Origin of the sequence: Allobosea sp. 47.2.35, assembly GCF_024655635.1 — a bacterium.
Lineage (GTDB): Bacteria > Pseudomonadota > Alphaproteobacteria > Rhizobiales > Beijerinckiaceae > Allobosea.
Map to the genome: position 1 here is coordinate 19,069 of NZ_JANLGI010000021.1, position 19,456 is coordinate 38,524.

Sequence of the window (19,456 nt, forward strand, 5' to 3'; positions counted from 1 at the left end):
TTCAGCCTGCCCCGGTTGCCTGCCTGGCACTGTGCCGCGCGAGCCGAAGCAGCACGAGCCAGGCGATGATGACGATCGCGCCGTCGATCAGATAGAGCGCGATGAAGGTACCGACCGGGGCGGCGAGCCAGGTCGCGACCGCGATGAGGACGCTGCCCAGCAGATTGGCGCCATTCAGGATCCAGGCCCGCGCATCCTGCCGCCCGGAGGCGCCGAGCAGGTCGATCGCGGCGGCCCAGGCGCCGACGAGAACGACAGTGCCCGACAGGCAGCGCACGAAAAACGACAGCTCCTGATATTGCCGACCGAACAGTGCCGGAAGCGCCGGTGCGAGCAGGAAGAGCGCAAGGCCAGTGACGGCGCCGAGCGCCAATGCCGCGACGAGTGCCCGCCTCGCCAAGGGCAATGCGCGATGCAGGCCATCGCGGCTCTCACGCGCCAGACGCGGATAGAGCAGCCGGTTCAGGGCATCGATGACGAGATAGCCGGAATCCACAATCCGGCGGGCGATGCCATAGCTGCCGACGGTCGCAAGCGGGGCGAACAGGCCGATCACCAGCAGGTCGACATTCGCGCGGACCGCCCGGATCACGAATTGCGAGCTAAACAGGATGCCGGGCTTCAGCTCCTCGCGCAGCATCACGAAGCGCGGCCGGCCGAGTGGGCTGAGCCAGGCGGCGCCGATCGCAGCGTAGAGAAGGTTCCCCGCGCATTGCCAGAGCGCCCATTCGGCCAGGGTCTCGACCCGGAAGACCAGGCAGGCGAGCGCTGCGGCCGCCATGCGTGCCAGGGCGAAGCCGATGACGGCACGGTTGGCGTCGTGAAACCGGCCGAGGCCGAGGAAGACGGTCTCGACGAGCAGGATCACCCTGACCACGACGACATTGCCGAACAACAGCAGCGCCAGGGTGACGGCACCGACGGAGGGGCCGGAACCGATCCGCAGCCAGGCCGACAGGCCGGCGACGCCAACGATGACGAGAGCTGCTCCGGTGGCAGCGATCAGCAGGAGGTTGTGGCCGAGCAAGCCGGCATAGCGACAGGGCTCGCGCGAGACCCCGCGCAGCAGGCAGTCGGAGGCACCGAGGCCGCAAAGCTGCACCGCAATGGCGGTTACGGCCGAGACCTGCACGAAAAGACCGAACTCGCTCGGCCCGAGGGCGCGCGCCAAGATGGCGAAGGTCACGAGTTGCGAGAGCGCCCCCAGCGCCAGCGAACCGCTCGACAGCAGATAGCTGACGAGGGCCGGAAGAGCGCGCCGCAATCTCCCGCTTCGAGCCAATCCCGGCATCCTCTGCGCACCCGCAAGTTAAGGTTAACGTTTAATTGAAAACCCTACCTAAGGTTGTATTTTTCTACCACAGAAGGATTAATTCAATCTGAAGATGACATTTTGCGAGTAACGCCAGCCCGGGTGACAGATGCTCAAGATTGCCGCCGCCAGCCATTATCACGCCTCCGGCGCGCCGCCCGGGCCGACGCCGGCCAGGCACGAAGCCACCCCCCACGCTCACTGACGCAGATCGCCATGTACGTCACCACCGAAACCGGCCCGATACCGGGCGGGAACGATGCCCCTTACCGACATGTCGTCGGCAGGGCTCTCCCGCCGGCCCATGCGATCAGCCCCACACGGGTGCTGGGATGGCTCATGGGTGGCTGGCCGTGGCTGATCGTGGCGGCTCTCGGCGGCGCCGTCGCGGCCGTTGCTGCCGGCCAGCTCGTCACGCCGCGTTTCACCGCGACGACGGAGCTGACGATCGCGCCGTCCAATCTGCTGATCACCCCGAACGATCTCTACGTGACCAATATCCAGAGCGACAGCCAGATCCTCGACGTCGAGAGCAAGATGCGGATGATCTCGTCCGGCAACGTGCTGCGGCGGGTCGTCGAGGCGCTCGATCTCGGGACCGATCCCGAATTCGCGCCCAGCCCGTGGCTCCCGGACTTCCTGCGGTCGGCCGAGCAGCCCGCCGATGCGGCCGGCATCGCCCGCATCATCGCCCGGCGCGTCACGGTGACCCGGCAGGAGCGCTCCTATGTCGTCTCCGTCTCGGCCTGGGCGAGCGATGCCGCGCTGTCGTCCCGGCTTGCCAACGCCATCGCCGAAACCTTCCGCGCCGAGATTGTGCGGGCCGATGCCGAGCGCGTGGCGCGGGCGTCGCAAGGGCTCTCCTCGCGGCTTGGCGAGATCAGGGCGGCCGCGACCGAGGCTGAAGACCGGGTCGAAACCTTCCGCCGGACCCACGGCCTGCAGCAGGGCCTCTCGAAGCAGCCGCTGAGCTCGGAAGCACTGGAGCGGATGAGCGCCAAGCTGACCGACGCCAAGGCGCGGCTGGCCGAGGCGGAGGCTCGCCATAGCGAAGTCTCGCGCTCGGTCTCGGTGCAAGGCGTGCAGGGCGGCGCCGTGCAGTCGCAGACGCTCGCCGGGTTGCTCGCCGACGAGGCGGGCCTGCGCCGGCAGGTCGCAGTGCTCTCCAAGACGCTCGGCCCGCGCCACCCCTCCCTGACGAACGTGCTCGCCGAGGCCGATGCGCTGGCCAAGGCGATCAAGTCCGAGACCGAGCGCCTGCGCCGCGCCGCCCGCATCGAGCTCGATCAGGCGAGGCGCGCGCTCGATACGCTGACCGGCGAGACGAAGGCCCTGCGCGGCAGCGTCTCAGTCGACGACCAGGCGCTGGTCAAGCTGCGCGAGCTCGAGCGTGAGGCCAGTGCCAGGACGGCACTTTACCAGACCTTCCTGACGCGGGCCGGCGAGATCGCGCAGCGCCAGCAGATCGACGCCACGGATGTGCGCGTGATCACGCCAGCCACCGCTCCCTCGCGACCCAACTGGCCACCCCGCCCGCTCGTCGCGGCCGCGGCCGGCCTGATGCTCGGCCTGCTGCTCGCGGCGAGCCTGCTCACGGGGCTCGGCTATCTCCGCGCCACCCGCAGGAGTGCGACGCCATGATGGATCATACGCAACCGCGCGCCACCGCCGGCATCGCGGCGCCGACGCTCTTCATGGCGACGCTTCTGTTCTACCTGGTCACGCTGACGCCGTTCATCGACCTTTCGGCTACAGCCACCGGCGATGCGGCCACGGCCAAGTCGAACACGCTCAACCAGATCGTCTATCTCGGCCTGACGGCGGCGCTGTGGCTGACCGTGCTGCGATCGAGCGCGCGCCATCTCGTCGCCCGGCCGCGCGGCATCCTGATCGTGATGCTGATCTGGTTCGCATTCGTCTCGGCCGTCTCGACACAGCCCGACCTCGCGCTGAAGCGCGTCTTCCTGGCGATGCTGACGATCGTGAACGGCAGCATCCTGCTTCTGCTGCCGCGCTCCGAGCGCCAGTTCGCGGGCATCCTCACGCTCTGCTGCCTCGGCGCGCTCGCACTCGCCTATCTCGGCGTGGCGCTGATGCCTCGTGTCGCGATCCATCAGGCCAGCGAAATCCGCGAGCCGATGAATGCCGGCCTCTGGCGCGGCCATTTCGCCCACAAGAACGTCGCCGCCGCGGCGATGGTGGTGATCAGCTTCGTCGGGCTTTATCTCTTCGGCACCAGCCGGCGCATCGTCGGCGGCGTCATGGTCGTGCTGGCGGCCGCGTTCCTCGCGAAAACCGGGGGCAAGTCCGCGATCGCGGCCCTGCCGGGCATCCTCGCCCTCGCCTGGGCCTTCGAACGCTGGCGCGCCTTGCGTATCCCGATGGTCCTGCTCGGGATCGCAGCCTTCAACATCCTGACGATCGGCTGCGCGATGTCCCCGACCATGCGCGACCTCGTTGCCCAGCTCGGCATCGACCCGACTTTCACCAATCGTATCGACATCTGGAGGATCGGCGCCACCGCCGTGCTCGACAAGCCGCTGACCGGCCACGGCTTCCAGCTGTTCTGGCAGACAGACGCGATGGTCCACAAGGGCGGCGCGGCGGCCGGCTGGGCCTTTGCCGCCTTCAACGGCCACAACGCCTATCTCGACATGGCGATCACCACGGGTATCCCCGGGCTCGTCCTGACGCTCGTCCTCCTCGTCTGGCTGCCGCTGCGTGCCATCGACCGGGCGGAGGTGACGACCAACGACCCCGCCCTCACCCGGCTCTTCGTGCGGATCTGGCTCTACGGAATCCTCGCGGCCTGCGTCGAGAGCCTGTTCTTCCAGTCGGGCAGCCTGATCTGGTTCATGCTGGTCGTCGCGACCTTCGGCCTGCACCTCCAGGCCAGCGCGCATGAGATCCGCGAACCGGCTCGCCATCCCCCCAGCGTGGAGCCGGCCCATGCCTGACCCGGCCTCCGCCGCAGACACGCCGGAGTACCCGGCCCGTCTGCCCGCTTCGATCGATCGCTTCGCCGGGCGCCTGGAAAACCGGCTGATCCGGGCCATGCCCCGGCTGGTCATGCCGGTCCCGACACAAGAGCCGATCGTGTCCTTCACCTTCGACGACGTGCCTGCTTCCGCCCTCGACGTCGGAGCGGCGATCCTTGAAGCGAACGGCGTCCGCGGCACGTTCTACATTTCCGGGGGCCTGGAAGGGCGGATCGAACCCGGCCGCAGCCTGATCGACCGGGCCGGCTGCCGGGAGCTCGCGGCACGCGGCCACGAACTCGGCTGCCACAGCTTTTCCCATCACGACCTGCGCCATGTCGACGGTGACGCCCTGTCCGCCGACCTCGCCCGCAACGCGGCCTATCTCGACGCCGTCGACCCACGAACCGCGCGCCGAAACTTCGCCTATCCCTACAATAGCGGATCCTTTAGCAAGCGTGCCCTGCTCGACCGCAGGTTCCGCAGCTGCCGGGCCGGCGGCGAGGGGATCAATCGCGGCCCGACGGACCCGGCCTTCCTGCGGGCCATCGAGATCCGGCAACCGCAGCAGCATGTACTCGGCCTGCCGCGCTGGATCGATGCGCTGGTCGCTGATCCCGGCTGGCTGATCTTCTTCACGCATGACGTCTCGCCGCAGCCGACGCCCTATGGCTGCACGCCGCCCAGCTTCCACCTGCTCGTCGGCTACGCGGTCGCGCGCGGCTGCCGGGTGCTGACGGTCGATGCCGCACTCGACCACATGGGTCTGAGAGGGGCGGAGCGATGACGCAGATTCGGCGGCTGCTGGCCATCAACAACTACTTCTATCGACGCGGCGGCGCAGAGAGCGTCTTCCTCGATCATATCGGCCTGTTCGCCGCCGCCGGCTGGGACGTGGTGCCCTTCGCTATGCAGCACCCGGCCAACCTGCCGAGCCCGTGGTCCGGCTATTTCGTCTCCGAAATCGAATATGGCGCAGCCGGCGGGCCGCTTACCAAGGCCCGGCAGGCCGCAAAGGTCATTTTTTCGCAGGAAGCCCGCCGCAACATCCGCAACCTGATCGGGCAGGCCCGGCCGACCGTGGCGCATGCCCATAATGTCTACCACCATATCTCGCCTTCGATCTTCGGCGCGCTGAAGGACGAGGGCGTGCCGCTGGTGATGACCGCGCATGACCTGAAGATCGCCTGCCCGGCTTACAAGATGCTGAGCGGCGGCCGCGTCTGCGAGCGCTGCCGGGGCGGGCGCATCCACAACGTCCTGCTGCATCGCTGCGTGAAGGATTCGGTTGCGGTCAGCGGGCTGGTGCTGATGGAGACGCTGGTCCATCGCAGCCTCGGCCTCTATCGCGACACGCTCGACCGCGTGATCGCGCCAAGCCGCTTCTATCGCGACAAGCTGATCGCCTGGGGCTGGGATGCGGACCGCATCGTCCATATCCCCAACTGCATCGATGCGAGCGAGTACATGCCCGCGGCCGACGAGGGCGGCTATTTCGTCTATGCCGGGCGGCTTGCGCCGGAGAAGGGGCTGGCCACGCTCCTGCGCGCTGCGGCGCTTGCGCGCCAGAAACTGGTGCTGGCCGGCAGCGGCCCGGAAGAGGAACGCCTGCGCCGGCTCGCCCAGGACATCGGCGCCGATGTCAGCTTTGTCGGTCATCTCGACAAGCCGGCTCTGCAGCGCCTGATCGGCGGGGCGATCGCGCTGGTCCTGCCATCCGAATGGTACGAAAACGCTCCCGTCAGCGTCCTCGAGGCTTATGCGCTCGGGCGCCCGGTCATCGGCACGCGGATCGGCGGCATTCCCGAACTGGTCATAGAAGGCGAGACCGGCCTGCTGGTCGAGCCCGGCAACGCCGCCGGCCTCGCCGAAGCCCTCGCCGCCATGGCGAGCCTCCCCGCTTCCGCACGCGCCACGATGGGCGCGAGCAGCCGCGACTGGGTTCTGCGCGAGTTCTCACCCGACCAATACCGCGAACGCACCCTCAACCTGTACGAGGCGATCTGCTGATGTACACCCTGGTCCCGCCCCTCCCCGCCACGCTGCCCGAGAGAAAGGTCGTCTTCGTCGGCCTGCGCGGCATCCCCGACATCCAGGGCGGGGTCGAGACGCATGTCGCGTCGATCTCGACACGGCTGGCGGAGCGCGGCTGGCAAGTCGAGGTGATTGGACGCGCGCCCTATCTTCCGTCGCAGAAACCCTATGTCTGGAAGGGCGTCACCGTCACGCCGGTCTGGGCCCCGCGCTCGCGCAGCTTCGAGGCATTGCTGCATACGACTCTGGGCCTCTTCGTCGCGGCACGGGACAATGCCGATCTCGTGCATATCCATGCGATCGGGCCGGCCCTTCTGACCCCGCTCGCGCGTCTGCTCGGCCTGCATGTCGTGGTGACGCATCACGGCTTCGACTACGAGCGCCAGAAATGGGGCCCGGTCGCCCGGTCGATCCTGCGAACCGGCGAGGCCATGGGCATGCTGTTCTCACATGCGAATATCGGCGTGTCCAAGGCGATCGTCGATACCGTCCGCCGCAAGTTCAGCGTCAGCGCGACCTTCATCCCGAACGGTGTCGAAAAGCCGCTCGCGGAGCTGGGCACCTCCTATCTCGATCGCATCCAAGTCAGGCCGCGGCGCTACATCCTCTGCGTCGGCAGGATCGTCGAGGAGAAGCGGCATCTCGACCTGATCGAGGCCTTCGCGCGCCTCGCCGACCCTGATCTCAGACTCGTCATTGCTGGTGCAGCCGATCATGCCGGCCCCTATCAGCGCGCAGTCAAGACGGCGGCCGCCGCGACGGCCGGCGTGGTGATGGCAGGCTTCCAGCGCGGCGAGGCGCTGTTCCAGCTCTACCGGCACGCTGCCCTGTTCGTCCTGCCATCGAGTCATGAAGGCATGCCGATGGTGCTGCTCGAGGCACTGAGCTACGGCGTGCCCTGCCTGGCGAGCGATATCGACGCCAATCTCGCACTCGATCTCGGAGAGGGCAGTTATTTCCCGCTGGGCGCCGTCGACCAACTCGCGGAGGCGATCCGCTCGAAGCTCACCACGCCCGACGCGGTCGAGGGCGCCGAACGCGCAGCCCGAATCCTCGATTCCTTCGGCTGGGGGGCGATCGTCGACCGCACCATGGATGTCTACGAGAGCGCCCTCCACGACTGGCGGCCGGGCAGCGTCCATCATGGCGGCGCCGGCTTCGGGAAACGCGTCGAGTTCGGAGGCTGACGATGAAGCTGGCGCTACGAAACCTCGAAATGACCGTGCTCGGCCTCGGCTTCCTCGGCCTGGCCTGGGGCAAGAACAAGCTCAAGGGCTACACCACGCCGAACGACGTGGCGAAATCGGACGCAGAGGGGCAGATCGCCTATCTGCTCGACATCTTCGCTTCGCTGCGCCGCTTCATGCCGCCGGATTTCGACCTGCGCGGGCGGGACGTGCTGGAGCTCAGCCCCGGGGCATCGCGCGGCAACGGCGTGCTTTTCCTCGCGCTCGGTGCCCGGTCCTATCACGCGATCGATGTCTTCGACCTTGCTGCCGGGGAAGACCCCGCATTTTACGAGCGACTGCTCGCGCGCTTCCCGGAAGGTTCCGCAGCCGACCGGGAACGCGCGCTGTCCATCGTCCGCGCGCCAGTCTGCCGCGAGTTCGGCTATGCTGTCGGGCGCGACTTCGACATTCCGCGCCTGGCCGAGGGGCGATCGTTCGACCTGATCGTCAGCTGCGCGGCCTTCGAGCATTACGACAACCCGGCCGCCGCCATCGCAGCCATGACGCAGGTCGCACGGACCGGCTGCGAAGCGGTCCATATCATCGACCTGCAAACCCATTCGCGCTGGATCCGCGAGCAGGACCCGAACAACATCTATCGCTATCCCGAAGCGCTCTACCGGCTGTTCGCCTTTCCCGGACAGCCTAACCGCCAGCGCCCGGCAGGCTATGTCAGCGATTTCGAAGGCGCAGGCTGGGACGATGTCCTCTTCGTGCCGTCGCGGACGATCGAGCCCGCCCTGCGTGAAGCTTCGCTCCGCGGACTGGCCGCCCCGTTCGGGGGGCTGGACGGTATGACGATCCTCGATGGCGCCCTGACGGCACGCTATCCCGGCAGGGCGGTCATCTCAGGGGTCTCTTCATGACGAGCCGCCGCTCCATGCTTGCCGGCATGGCCAGCCTCGCGGCATCCGCCGTTGCCGGCAGGGGGCAAGCCGCAAGTCAATCCGACAGCGATATCCCGCAGTTCCGCCGCGGCATCGGCGTCTCGCATGCGCTGGGCTGGGCCGAGGTTGCCGCCGACGACTCCTATGGCGAGGCGCCCTTCTCGGCCCCGCGCTTCCGCTTCGACGCTGCGCAGCGACGGGCGATACGCGCCGCCGGCTTCGATTTCGTGCGCCTGGCCGTCGATGTCGGGCCTTTCCTGGCTTTCCAGGGCGCGGCTCGCGACCGGCTCGACGCGCTTCTCATAGGCACGGTACGCAACCTGCTCGATGCCGATCTCGGCGTGATCGTCGATCTGCATCCGAGTGCCATGAACCCGGCCTACCGGCCGACGGCCCTGACAGCGGGCGTGGACACACAGAAATTCCGGGCCGTGCTCGCCTTTCAGTTGAGGCTGGCCGGCCTGCTCGGGCTACTGGCCGAGGACCGGTCGCTTACCGGCATGCCGAGGCTCGCCTTCGAACTGATGAACGAGCCGGAAGTGCCGCAACCGGTCTGGCAGTCCATGCTCCAAGCCAGCTACAAGGCCGCCCGCATGGGCTCTGCGAGGCTGCCGCTCGTGCTAGGCTGCGGATCGATGAATGCGGCGGCGGCGCTGACGGCAATCGATATGCGCCCGTTCGCGGGCGATAATCGCCTGATCTATACCTATCACGACTACGCGCCCTGGCAGTTCACGCATCAGGGCGTGCGCGGCAGCCCGGCCCATGCGCTGGATGCGATCCCCTATCCGGCCCCGCCCTCGGCCGCTGCGATGATCGCGGCAACCCAACGACGCATCGCCAACCTCGATCTCTCTGGCGCCGCACTGGCCGAGGCCCGGAAGGCGAAACGGACCCTCGCACGCTATGCCGGATTCGACCGGGCCGCTCTCGAACGGACCTTCCGGGAGGTGAGCGCCTGGCGGATCGCGCAGCGCCTGCCTGCTCACGCCATCCTGCTCGGCGAGTTCGGCGTGCACAGGACGCCTTACCTCGACACGCCGGAGGGGGCCGCCTCTCGCGAAACCTGGCTGCGCGACATGCGCCAACTCGCCGAGGCGCATGGCTTCGCCTGGTCTGCCTGGACCTATGCGGGAACCGGCGGCTTCGCGCTCGCCGAGAACGAGACCGGGCCGGGCTTCGACGCAGTGACGCTCCGCGCGCTCGGCCTGCGATGAGGCCGACATGACGCACCAGCGCTATGCCCATCTCGACGGATTGCGGGCGATCGCGGCGCTCGGTGTGATGGTCGAGCACCTGTTCGGCGACCTCATCCGGCAGGCCCCCTCAGCGACGGGACCGATGAGCGTCGTCGCTCGATCGGTCTCCGAGAACCTGAGCCTCGGCCGGTTCGGCGTGGCGCTGTTCTTCCTGATCAGCGGTTTCGTCGTGCCCTTCAGCATCGCCGGCGAGACGCCGCTCAGGCATTTCGCGATCTCGCGGCTGTTCCGGCTCTATCCCGCGTTCTGGCTGGCGCTCGTCCTGCTCATGCTGACCGGTGGTTTGCCCCCTGCGGCCACCATGCTCGCCAACCTGACCATGGCGCCGCCGCTCTTCGGCCAGCCCTGGCTTTCGCCGATCTACTGGACCCTGTTCGTCGAACTCGTCTTCTACGGCCTCGCCGCATTGCTGTTCGCAACGGGGCTCCTGCGCCATATCGGCGCCCTGCTTGTTCTCAGCCTGGGCCTCATCGCCGCGACTGCCCTGCCCGTTCAGATGCGCGTGCAGGGCATCGCCGAACTCCCAGTCCAGTATCTCGGCATGCACCTGTCCTTCCTGCTCCTCGGGCTCCTGCTACGGCTGTGCCTGGTTGAACGGAGACCCGGCGCAGGCCTTGCGGCGCTCGCTCTCGGCCTTGCGCAGCTGGCCTCTCTGCTGGTGGTGGCACCGTTCTCGCTGGCGCGCGGCGACAATTTCGTCATGGAGGGGCTGACGCCCGTACTAGGCGCCTACGTCGCGGCCTTCGCGTTTTTCCTCGCCGCCATCCGGCTGGAGCGGCCGCGCTCTGGCCTGCTCGCCCGCATCGGGCTGATCAGCTATTCGCTGTATCTGTTCCACGGGATCGTAAACGCCACAGTCCATCGCGCCCTGCCGCTGAACGGGGGGATCGGCGATATCGGGACGATGCTGCTTTGCGTGGCGCTGACGCTCGCGCTGTCCTGGCTCGTCTACCGATGTGTCGAGCGCCCGCTGATCAGGCTCGGGCGCGCGTTGTCGGCGGGGCGCAGAGGCCCCGCTACCTATTCCATCGCCTTGAAGCGGTTGAGATAGGTTTCCTTGTTCGTCGCCGCCTGCGAGGCCGGCAGCCTGAACTTCCAGGTCTCGGTCAGCGTCCGGTCGCCGAGCTTCAGCAGCGCCGTGAGGTCGGAGGAGACCGCCGGGTTCTTGATCTTGATCCGGTAGCTCAGGCGCCAGCCCTGGATCGCCGGATTGGGCTGCAACTCGGTGCCGATGATCTCGACATTATCGTTGGCGCCAACCACGGCCGTCGGCCGGGCATCCTTCGGCAGCTTGCGCAGCGAGGGCCCCTTGAAATCGACGAGGAAGGCGAGCGTGCCGTCCCCGGCGCGGATCAGGTTGGACTGATAGAACTCGCCGCTCGAACGCATCGTCTGCCAGACATGCGAGATGTCGCCCTTCATCAGGGCCGGTTCGTCCATCGTCCAGTGCATGCGGTAGTCGAAGCGCATCGGCTCGCCGAAGGGCGGCCTCACATCCGGCACCCAGAGCGTGACGATGTTGTCGTTGGTCTCGTCGGCGGTCGGGATCTCGACGAGGCGGACATTGCCCTTGCCCCAGTCGTTGGTCGGCTCGATCCAGGCGCTCGGACGCAGGTCGTAGCGATCCTTCAGGTCCTCGTAGCGCGAGAAATCGCGCCCGCGCTGGAGCAGGCCGAAGCCCTTCGGATTCTCCGCCGCGATGTCGCTGATCGTGACCATCGACGGGTTGACCAGCGGGCGCCAGATCCACTCGCCATCACCCCGGCGCACGGAAAGCCCATTGGAATCGTGGATCGCGGGGCGGAAATTCGGCGTCGGCGACGGCTGCTGCGGGCCGAACAGGAACATGCTGGTCAGGGGCGCGATGCCGATCGTCGTCGGCGACGCGTCCCGCCGCAGGAAGACCCGCGACTTGACGCTGAGCACGGCGTCGGCGCCCGGCGTCAGCGTGAACTCGTAGGCGCCGGAGGCCCGCACCGAATCCATCAGCGCGTAGAACGTCAGGTGCTTGTCCTTCGGCTTGGGGCGGCGCAGCCAGAACTCGCGGAAGTTGGGAAACTCCTCGGCGATCGGCAGGCCGGTATCGATCGCCAGCCCGCGCCCGGAGAGGCCATAGATCTGGTTCTTGCCGATGACGCGGAAATAGCTTGCCCCGAGCACGCTCATGATCTCGTCGAGCTTGCCGGCCTGGTTGATCGGATAGACCACCCGGAAGCCGGCCCAGCCGAGCTTGCTTGTCGCCTCGCGGTCGAAATGCAGGTCGGCGAAGTCGAAGCGCCCGGAATCGTAAGGAATTTCGTGGGCAGCACCGTCGACGATCTCGCTGATCTTCACCGGCGTGTTGAACTGCATGCCCTGATGGTAGAAGGCGAGCTTGAACGGGGTCTTGTGCTCCATCCAGGCGAAGCGGTCGCGCTTCGGCTGCATCTTCTGGTAGTCGGCGAACTGCATCTTGCTGAAGACGTCGGGCAGGTTGCTGACCGGCGCGACATAGGGCGCCTCAGCCAGCGCCCTGGCCCTGGCGACCACGTCGTCGAGCCCGAATGTCGGACGCTGCTGCGCGAAAGCCGACGGCCCGGAGACAGCCGCCACGGCGAGCATGCCGAGCGCCAGCCCGAGACGCGCGAGACCGGGCCCGCGGCGGGCCTGTCCGCACCGGTCCAGCAGCCGCATCAGCATGGGTCGGGCTGAAGAGGAAGATCGGGCCATGAGCGGGGCCCCGTCGGCGGAACGGGTCGACAAGTTCACACTAGCTCCTTAAAGGTGGGCGTCGGCGGGGCGGAGCGCTCGTCCTCTGTTGACGGCGGCGCGACCCAGGCACACATGCCCATCATCGCGACGAGGGTCAAGGAATGAGCGCGGTTCTTTCCGAACCGCTCCCGCGCTCCCCGTCACCCCCGACAACCTGAGTGAACGAAATCAGCATGGATCATCAGAAGGCTGCGCCGGTCGTCGAAGGACTGGAGACGGTGTCCCCTGAGGAGGCCGCTGCCGGTCTCTCCCGCCGGCAGGCGCTCGGTGCCATGGCCTCGGCCGCCTTCGTGGCCGGGATGGCGGCTCTTCCCGCAGCGGCCAAGCCGAAACAGGCCCGCGCCGCCGATCCGGCAGCCAAAAAGAAGGCCTTCGTCGACAAGCTGATCGCGCAGATGACGGTAGACGAGAAGGTCGGCCAATTGCGCCTGATCAGCATCGGCCCCGAGATGCCGCATGCGCAGCTCATGGACGAGGTCGCGGCCGGGCGCATCGCCGGCTCGTTCAACACCGTGGTCCGGCGCGATAATCGGCCGCTCCAGGAGGCCGCCGTCAAGCGCTCGCGCCTGAAGATCCCGCTCTTCTTCGCCTATGACGTGGTCCACGGCCACCGCACCACCTTCCCGATCCCGCTCGGCCTGGCGTCGAGCTTCGACATGACCGTGATCGAGCGGATGGCCCGCGTCTCGGCGGTCGAGGCCTGCAATGACGGCGTCGACATGACCTTCGCGCCGATGGTCGACATCAGCCACGATCCGCGCTGGGGCCGCACCTCCGAGGGCTTCGGCGAAGACCCGTTCCTCGTCAGCGAATGCGCGCGGGCGAGCGTCCGCGGCTTCCAGGGCACCTCACCCGACCAGCCCGACACCATCATGGCCGCGGTCAAGCATTTCGCGCTCTATGGCGCGGTCGAAGGCGGGCGCGACTACAACACCGTCGACATGAGCCTGCTGCGCATGCATCAGGTCTATCTGCCGCCCTATCGCGCGGCGATCGAGGCCGGGGCCGGCGGCGTCATGGTCGCGCTCAATTCGATCAACGGCGTTCCCGCCACCTCCAATATCTGGCTGCTGCAGGACCTCTTGCGCAAGCAATGGGGCTTCAAGGGCGTCACGGTCAGCGACCATGGCGCGATCACGGAACTGACGCGCCACGGCGTCGCCCGCGACAACCGCGAAGCCGCCAAGCTCGCGATCCGGGCCGGCATCGACCTCAGCATGGCCGACCAGGTCTACCTCGCCGAGGTGCCCGGCCTGATCGCCTCCGGCGAGATCAAGATGGCCGAGCTCGACGCCTGCGTGCGCGAGGTGCTGGGCGCCAAATACGACATGGGCCTCTTCGCCAACCCGTTCCTGCGCATGGGCAAGCAGGAGGACGATCCCGTCGATGTGCGCTCGAACGACCGCCTGCATCGCGAGCCCGCCCGCGAGATCGCGCGCGACTCGATCGTCCTGCTGGAGAACCGCAACCAGACGCTGCCGCTGAAGAAGCAGGGCACGATCGCGCTCGTCGGGCCGCTGGCCGATTCAGGGCTCGACATTCTCGGCAGCTGGTCGGCCCAGGGCGTCGCCGAACAGGCCGTCACGGTCAAGGCCGGCATCGAGAAGGCGATCGGCGACAAGGCCAAGCTCCTGATCGCCCGCGGTGCCAATGTGCTCGATGACCAGAAGGTCGTCGACTACCTGAACTATCTCAACTGGGACAAGCCTGAGGTCATCCAGGACTCGCGCCCGCTCGACGTGATGATCGAGGAGGCTGTCGCCGTCGCCAACCAGTCCGACGTGGTGATCGCTGTCGTCGGCGAGGTCCGCGGCATGTCTCATGAGTCATCCAGCCGCGTCACGATCGAGATGCCGGGCTCGCAGCGCAAGCTGCTGCAGGCGCTGAAGGCGACCGGAAAGCCGCTTGTCGTCGTGCTGATGAACGGCCGCCCGCTCGCGATCGGCTGGGAAAAGGACAATGCCGACGCGCTGCTGGAGACCTGGTATGCCGGCACCGAGGGCGGCAACGCCATCGCCGATATCCTGTTCGGCGACCACAACCCCGCCGCCAAGCTGCCGATCAGCTTCCCGCGCTCGGCCGGCCAGATTCCGACCTATTACAACGCGCTGCGGATCGGGCGCCCCTTCACGCCGGGCAAGCCCGGCAACTACACCTCGCAATATTTCGAGGAGGAGCAGGGCGCGCTCTATCCGTTCGGCTTCGGCCTGAGCTTCAGCAGGTTCACCCTGACCGACCTCAAGCTCTCGGCCGCCCGCATCAAGCGTGGCGAGAAGCTGACCGCCGAGGCGACGCTGACCAATACCGGCAGCTTCGCGGGCGCCAATGTGGTACAGCTCTACATCGCCGACCCCTACGCCTCGATCGCGCGGCCGATCAAGGAGCTGAAGGGCTTCCAGAAGGTTATGCTGAAGCCAGGCGAAAGCCGCGTGGTGCGCTTCGAGATCGGCCCGGACCAGCTGAAATTCATCAACGGGGACCTCAAGGAGGTGCTCGAGAGCGGCCAGTTCGACGTGCAGCTCGGCCTCGATTCCCGCGACGTGCTGCAGCAGTCCTTCCATCTCGCGTGAGCGAACCGCCCCGCGGCTTCCGCGGGGCGCACCTGACAGCCTGATCAGCCCTGCGACGGCTTCCAGTCCGCCGCGGGGATGGTGTTGATCATCCAGGGAATGCCGAACTTGTCGGTGAGCGAGCCGAAGCCGGGCGACCAGAAGGTCTCGCCGAACGGCATGCCGGCCCGCCCGCCCTCGGACAGCTGATCGTACCAGCGCTGGCCTTCAGCCTTGTCATTGGTGTGCAGGGTGACGTCGAAGCCGTTTTTGGGCTTGTCGACATTCGGGGCCCAGGCCGTGTCCATATCGGCGCCCATCAGGGCCTGATCGCCGACCTCCAGCCAGCAATGCATCAGCCAGGTCTTGTACTTCTCGTCGGTGATCGGCATGTCCGGCGGCGCGTCGCCATAAGGCATGGCGGCCGTGATCTTGCCGCCGAGGACCTTGGCATAGAACTCGAATGCCGCCCGGCATTCACCGCGGAAACTCAGGCTGGTCACGATCTTCATGGTCGTCTCCATTGTGGCGGGAGCGTCGGCGCCCCTCGAATGGCTTGATATCAAGATATCGACACACGCGTGTCAGCATGACGAATGCCGGCGGCGGTCGAACGTTCCCCGCCTCCACGCACCCTCACCTGAATCCTGCCTGCCGTCACGCCCACCGCGTCGCCATCATCAACGCCCCTTGCCTAACTGCCTACCGGCAGGTAGGTAAATGACATCACTCCACTGGCGAACCAGCCGCGGGAGGCCGAGGAGGCGCCACACGCATGCCGGTCATCGAAAGCAGGATCGGCTCCGGGGCCGAACAACAGCAGAAGCGGGCGGCCTACGGGGCGCTGATCCAGACCTTGCGGGAGCGCCACGCGCGCGTGCTGGCCGGCGGTGGCGAGAAACTCAGGGCGCGCCATCGCGAGCGCGGCAAGATCCCGGTGCGCGAGCGCATCGACCTGCTGGTCGATCCGTTGTCACCCTTCCTCGAACTCTCGCCGCTCGCGGCCTGGGAGCTCCATGGCAACGAGGTGCCGGGCGCCGGGATCGTCACCGGCATCGGCGTCGTCGCGGGCACGCCCTGCATGATCATCGCCAATGACGCGACGGTGAAGGGCGGTTCCTTCTTCCACGAGACGGTCAAGAAGCACCTGCGAGCTCAGGAGATCGCCTTCGAGAACCGCCTTGCTTGCGTCTATCTGGTCGATTGCGGCGGCGCCTTCCTGCCGGAGCAGGACCGCGTCTTCCCCGACCGCGACCATTTCGGCGGGGCCTTCCTGCAGCAATGCCGGATGTCGGCGGCCGGCCTGCCGCAGATCTCGGCGGTGTTCGGCGGCTGCACGGCGGGCGGCGCCTATATCCCGGCGCTGTCCGACGAGGTCGTGATGGTGCGCGGCACGGGCCGCATCCATCTCGGCGGTCCGCCGATCGTGAAGGCTGCGATCAACGAGATCGTCGATGGCGAGACACTGGGCGGCGCCGAGATGCATACGCAGGTCTCCGGCGTCAGCGATTACCTCGCCGAGGACGAGTTCGAGGCGATCGCCAAGCTCCGCGACATTGTTGGGGCGTTGAACTGGCCGGCGCCGCCGCGCATTCCGGCGCGTGGTGTCACGCCGCCGCTCTACGATCCCGCCGAGATCGAGGCGATCGTCGGCACCGACCTGAAGCAGCCTTTCGACGTGCGCGAGGTCATCGCCCGCATAGTCGATGGCAGCGTCTTCGATGCCTTCAAGCCGGATTTCGGCGCGACGCTGGTCACAGGCTTCGCCCATATCCACGGCCAGCCGGTCGGCATCATCGCCAATAACGGCGTGCTTTTCTCCGACAGCGCGCTCAAGGGCGCGCATTTCATCGAGCTCTGCGACCAGCGCCGCATCCCCCTGCTGTTCCTGCAGAACATCACCGGCTTCATGGTCGGCACCGAGGCCGAGCGCGGCGGCATCGCCAAGCACTCGGCCAAACTGGTCTATGCCGTCTCGAATGCACGCGTGCCACGCTACACCGTGATCATCGGCGGCTCCTACGGCGCCGGGAATTACGGCATGTGCGGGCGGGGCTTCCAGCCGCGCTTCCTCTTCGCCTGGCCGAATGCACGGATCGCGACGATGTCGCCCGATGTCGCGGCGACCGTGGTGACCGAACTCCGCCGGTCGAGCCTGACGCGCGGCAATGCGAATGAGGCCGATATCGAAAAACTCGACCGCGAGACGCGCCGCCAGTTCGAGGAGCAGAGCACCCCCTACTACGCGACGGCCCGGCTCTGGGACGATGGCATCATCGAGCCGGCCCAGACCCGCGACGTGCTGGGCCTGTGCCTCTCGCTCGCCGCGCGCGAGATCGACCTGCCCGGGCATCGCCCCGTCTACCGGATGTGACCCCGATGATCGGCTCTCTTCTCATCGCCAATCGCGGCGAAATCGCCGTGCGGATCATACGGACCTGCAGGCGGCTGGGCATCCGCACCGTCGCCGTCTTCTCCGATGCCGATCGCGACGCGCAGCATGTCGCCTTTGCCGACGAGGCCGTGCGCATCGGCCCCGCCGCCGCGCGCGACAGCTATCTGCGGGCGGAAGCGATCATGGAAGCCGCCGCGCGCAGCGGCGCCGAGGCGATCCACCCCGGCTACGGCTTCCTCTCCGAAAAGCCCGACCTGCCGCTGCTCTGCGGGCAGGCTGGGCGCATCTTCGTCGGCCCTTCCGCCGCCTGCATCACCGCGATGGGGCCGAAGATCGGCTCGAAGCTGATCGCCGAGAAGGCGGGCGTGCCGAGCGTGCCGGGCTATGCCGGCGAGGACCAGTCGAATGCGGCGCTCTCCGATGCGGCGGCGCGGATCGGCTATCCCGTGATGATCAAGGCCTCGGCCGGCGGCGGCGGCAAGGGCATGCGCCGCGTTTTCGCGGCCGCGGAGCTGGTGCCGGCGCTGGAGATGGCGCGCGCCGAAGCGCAGGCCGCCTTCGGCGATCCGGCGCTGCTGATCGAAAAGCTGGTGATGCGTCCGCGCCATCTCGAAGTGCAGGTGGCCGGCGACAAGCACGGCAATGTCGTGCATCTGTTCGAGCGCGACTGCTCGGTCCAGCGCAACAACCAGAAGGTTCTGGAGGAAGCGCCTGCGCCCAATCTCGCGCCGGCGATCCGCAGCAAGCTGCTGGAGCGCGGCGTCGCGCTGGCAAAGGCTATCGGCTACGACAATCTCGGCACCGTCGAGTTCATCCTGGAGGACGGCTTCGACGAGCCCTGGTTCCTCGAAATGAACACGCGTCTGCAGGTCGAGCATCCCGTGACGGAAGCGATTACCGGCTACGACCTCGTCGAATGGCAGATCCGGATCGCAGCCGGCGAGAGGCTGCCCGCCTTGCAGCCTGATATCCGCGAGAGCGGTCACGCGATCGAGGCCCGCATCACGGCCGAGCGTGCCGACCAGGGTTTTCGGCCGGACACAGGGCGGATCGAGGGCTATGCCGAGCCGGCGTCGATCCGCGTCGACAGCGGCGTGCGCGCCGGGTCCGAGGTGACGCTGTTCTATGACTCGCTGCTCGCCAAGGCGATCGCAGTCGGGCCGGATCGCGCCACCGCCTGCGCGAGGCTGGCGGCAGGCTTGCGCGATTTCGCCATTCTCGGCCCCGCGACCACCCTGCCCTTCCTGATCGATGCGGTCGAGCATCCGCTTTTCGCTCAAGGGCAGGCAACCACGCGCTTCATCGAGGATGCCTTCCCCGATGGCTGGACCGCCACGCGGCCAAGTCAGAGGCTGGCGCGCGCCGTCGCCGCTTTGCTCTGGCTGGAGGGTCAGAAGGCAGCGCACCCGAGCGTCGATGCCTGGAACAGCCTCGCGGGATTCCGCCTGCTGGCGCCGGCCGGCGGCATGGCGACGAGCCGGCTGATCGTGAAGGAAGAGGACGGGGCGACGAAGCTGGAGGTCCAACTCATGCCTGACGGCCGGCGCGTTGTCCTCGACTCGGACGGCGAGATCGAGCTGGCCCTGCGTGTGGGCGCCGACGGATTCGAACTCACCTTCGAAGATCGGCTCCTGCGCGGCAGCCATGCCACGACAGGCGAGCGCGTCCGGCTGACGCTCGACGGCGAGAGCTTCGATATCGGGATCGGCAGCGAAGCGCGCCCGGCTGCGGCAGCCGGTGGCGCTGGAGCGGGCTCCGGTGCGGTGCTGGCACCGATGCCGGGCGTGGTCGCCGAAGTCCGCGTCGCGCCGGGCGACAGGGTCGAGGCCGGTCAGGTCGTCGTCGTGCTGGAATCGATGAAGCTGTTCACCTCGCTTGTGGCCGGCATCGACGGCATGGTGGCCGACATCGCCTGCCAGCCCGGCGAGACGGTGCAGGCCGGCAAGAGGCTGGTGCTGATCGAGCCGTCCTCCACCTGACAACCGGCGGAATTGCCCTCGGCCCCCGGCATGGTAAGAAAGGTGTCTTTTTTCACCTCTTAGGACCACCCGCCGTGAGCCTG

General features: G+C 67.5%; 14 protein-coding genes. 11 read left to right on the top strand and 3 right to left on the bottom strand.

Annotation, left to right across the window (positions count from 1 at the left end):
* Position 1: 1 nt before the first annotated feature.
* Positions 2–1,264 (bottom strand): lipopolysaccharide biosynthesis protein, encoded by a 1,263-nt coding sequence (locus NUV79_RS21165; protein WP_257735046.1) that lies wholly within the window; start codon positions 1,262–1,264, stop codon positions 2–4.
* A 264-nt stretch (positions 1,265–1,528) separates the two neighbouring features.
* Between NUV79_RS21165 and NUV79_RS21170 the strand changes: the two genes are divergently transcribed.
* Genes NUV79_RS21170 through NUV79_RS21205 form a run of 8 tightly spaced genes read left to right on the top strand, consistent with a single transcriptional unit; the run spans position 1,529 to position 10,750 of the window.
* Complete coding sequence (locus tag NUV79_RS21170) at positions 1,529–2,953, top strand: GumC family protein (protein ID WP_257735047.1); 1,425 nt, start codon at positions 1,529–1,531, stop codon at positions 2,951–2,953.
* Positions 2,950–4,269: an O-antigen ligase family protein gene (locus NUV79_RS21175; RefSeq protein ID WP_257735048.1), complete on the top strand. Its 1,320-nt coding sequence runs from the start codon at positions 2,950–2,952 to the stop codon at positions 4,267–4,269. Before NUV79_RS21170 ends, NUV79_RS21175 begins: the two co-directional genes overlap by 4 nt.
* Positions 4,262–5,077, top strand: coding sequence for a polysaccharide deacetylase family protein (locus tag NUV79_RS21180; protein ID WP_257735049.1), 816 nt, complete (start codon positions 4,262–4,264; stop codon positions 5,075–5,077). The genes NUV79_RS21175 and NUV79_RS21180 overlap by 8 nt, the downstream gene beginning before the upstream one ends.
* The gene (locus NUV79_RS21185) at positions 5,074–6,300 is read left to right on the top strand and encodes a glycosyltransferase family 4 protein (protein ID WP_257735050.1); all 1,227 of its coding nucleotides are present in this window, start codon (positions 5,074–5,076) and stop codon (positions 6,298–6,300) included. Before NUV79_RS21180 ends, NUV79_RS21185 begins: the two co-directional genes overlap by 4 nt.
* The gene (locus tag NUV79_RS21190) at positions 6,300–7,511 is read left to right on the top strand and encodes a glycosyltransferase family 4 protein (protein WP_257735051.1); all 1,212 of its coding nucleotides are present in this window, start codon (positions 6,300–6,302) and stop codon (positions 7,509–7,511) included. Before NUV79_RS21185 ends, NUV79_RS21190 begins: the two co-directional genes overlap by 1 nt.
* Positions 7,512–7,513: 2 nt before the next feature.
* The gene (locus NUV79_RS21195) at positions 7,514–8,419 is read left to right on the top strand and encodes a methyltransferase domain-containing protein (protein ID WP_257735052.1); all 906 of its coding nucleotides are present in this window, start codon (positions 7,514–7,516) and stop codon (positions 8,417–8,419) included.
* Positions 8,416–9,657: a glycoside hydrolase family 5 protein gene (locus NUV79_RS21200; RefSeq protein WP_257735053.1), complete on the top strand. Its 1,242-nt coding sequence runs from the start codon at positions 8,416–8,418 to the stop codon at positions 9,655–9,657. Before NUV79_RS21195 ends, NUV79_RS21200 begins: the two co-directional genes overlap by 4 nt.
* Positions 9,658–9,664: 7 nt before the next feature.
* Positions 9,665–10,750, top strand: a complete 1,086-nt coding sequence (locus tag NUV79_RS21205; protein WP_257735054.1) for an acyltransferase family protein — start codon at positions 9,665–9,667, stop codon at positions 10,748–10,750.
* On the opposite strand, the gene NUV79_RS21210 is transcribed toward NUV79_RS21205, so the two are convergent.
* A complete protein-coding gene (locus NUV79_RS21210) occupies positions 10,720–12,372 on the bottom strand; it encodes a glucan biosynthesis protein G (RefSeq protein WP_257735055.1) in 1,653 nt (550 codons plus the stop codon). The genes NUV79_RS21205 and NUV79_RS21210 overlap by 31 nt on opposite strands.
* Positions 12,373–12,623: 251 nt before the next feature.
* On the opposite strand from NUV79_RS21210, the gene bglX reads away from it, so the two are divergent.
* Positions 12,624–15,020 (top strand): beta-glucosidase BglX, encoded by a 2,397-nt coding sequence (bglX, locus tag NUV79_RS21215; RefSeq protein ID WP_257735056.1) that lies wholly within the window; start codon positions 12,624–12,626, stop codon positions 15,018–15,020.
* Between the two features lie 44 nt (positions 15,021–15,064).
* Here bglX and NUV79_RS21220 read toward each other — a convergent pair whose 3' ends face one another.
* Entirely contained in the window at positions 15,065–15,511 is a 447-nt protein-coding gene (locus tag NUV79_RS21220) for a VOC family protein (RefSeq protein WP_257735057.1), read from the bottom strand.
* Between the two features lie 263 nt (positions 15,512–15,774).
* Here NUV79_RS21220 and NUV79_RS21225 point away from each other — a divergent pair, with 263 nt between their 5' ends.
* On the top strand, positions 15,775–17,373 hold the full coding sequence (locus tag NUV79_RS21225) for an acyl-CoA carboxylase subunit beta (RefSeq protein WP_257735058.1): 1,599 nt from the start codon (positions 15,775–15,777) through the stop codon (positions 17,371–17,373).
* 5 nt (positions 17,374–17,378) lie between these two features.
* Positions 17,379–19,373 (top strand): acetyl/propionyl/methylcrotonyl-CoA carboxylase subunit alpha, encoded by a 1,995-nt coding sequence (locus tag NUV79_RS21230; protein ID WP_257735059.1) that lies wholly within the window; start codon positions 17,379–17,381, stop codon positions 19,371–19,373.
* Positions 19,374–19,456 lie beyond the last annotated feature (83 nt).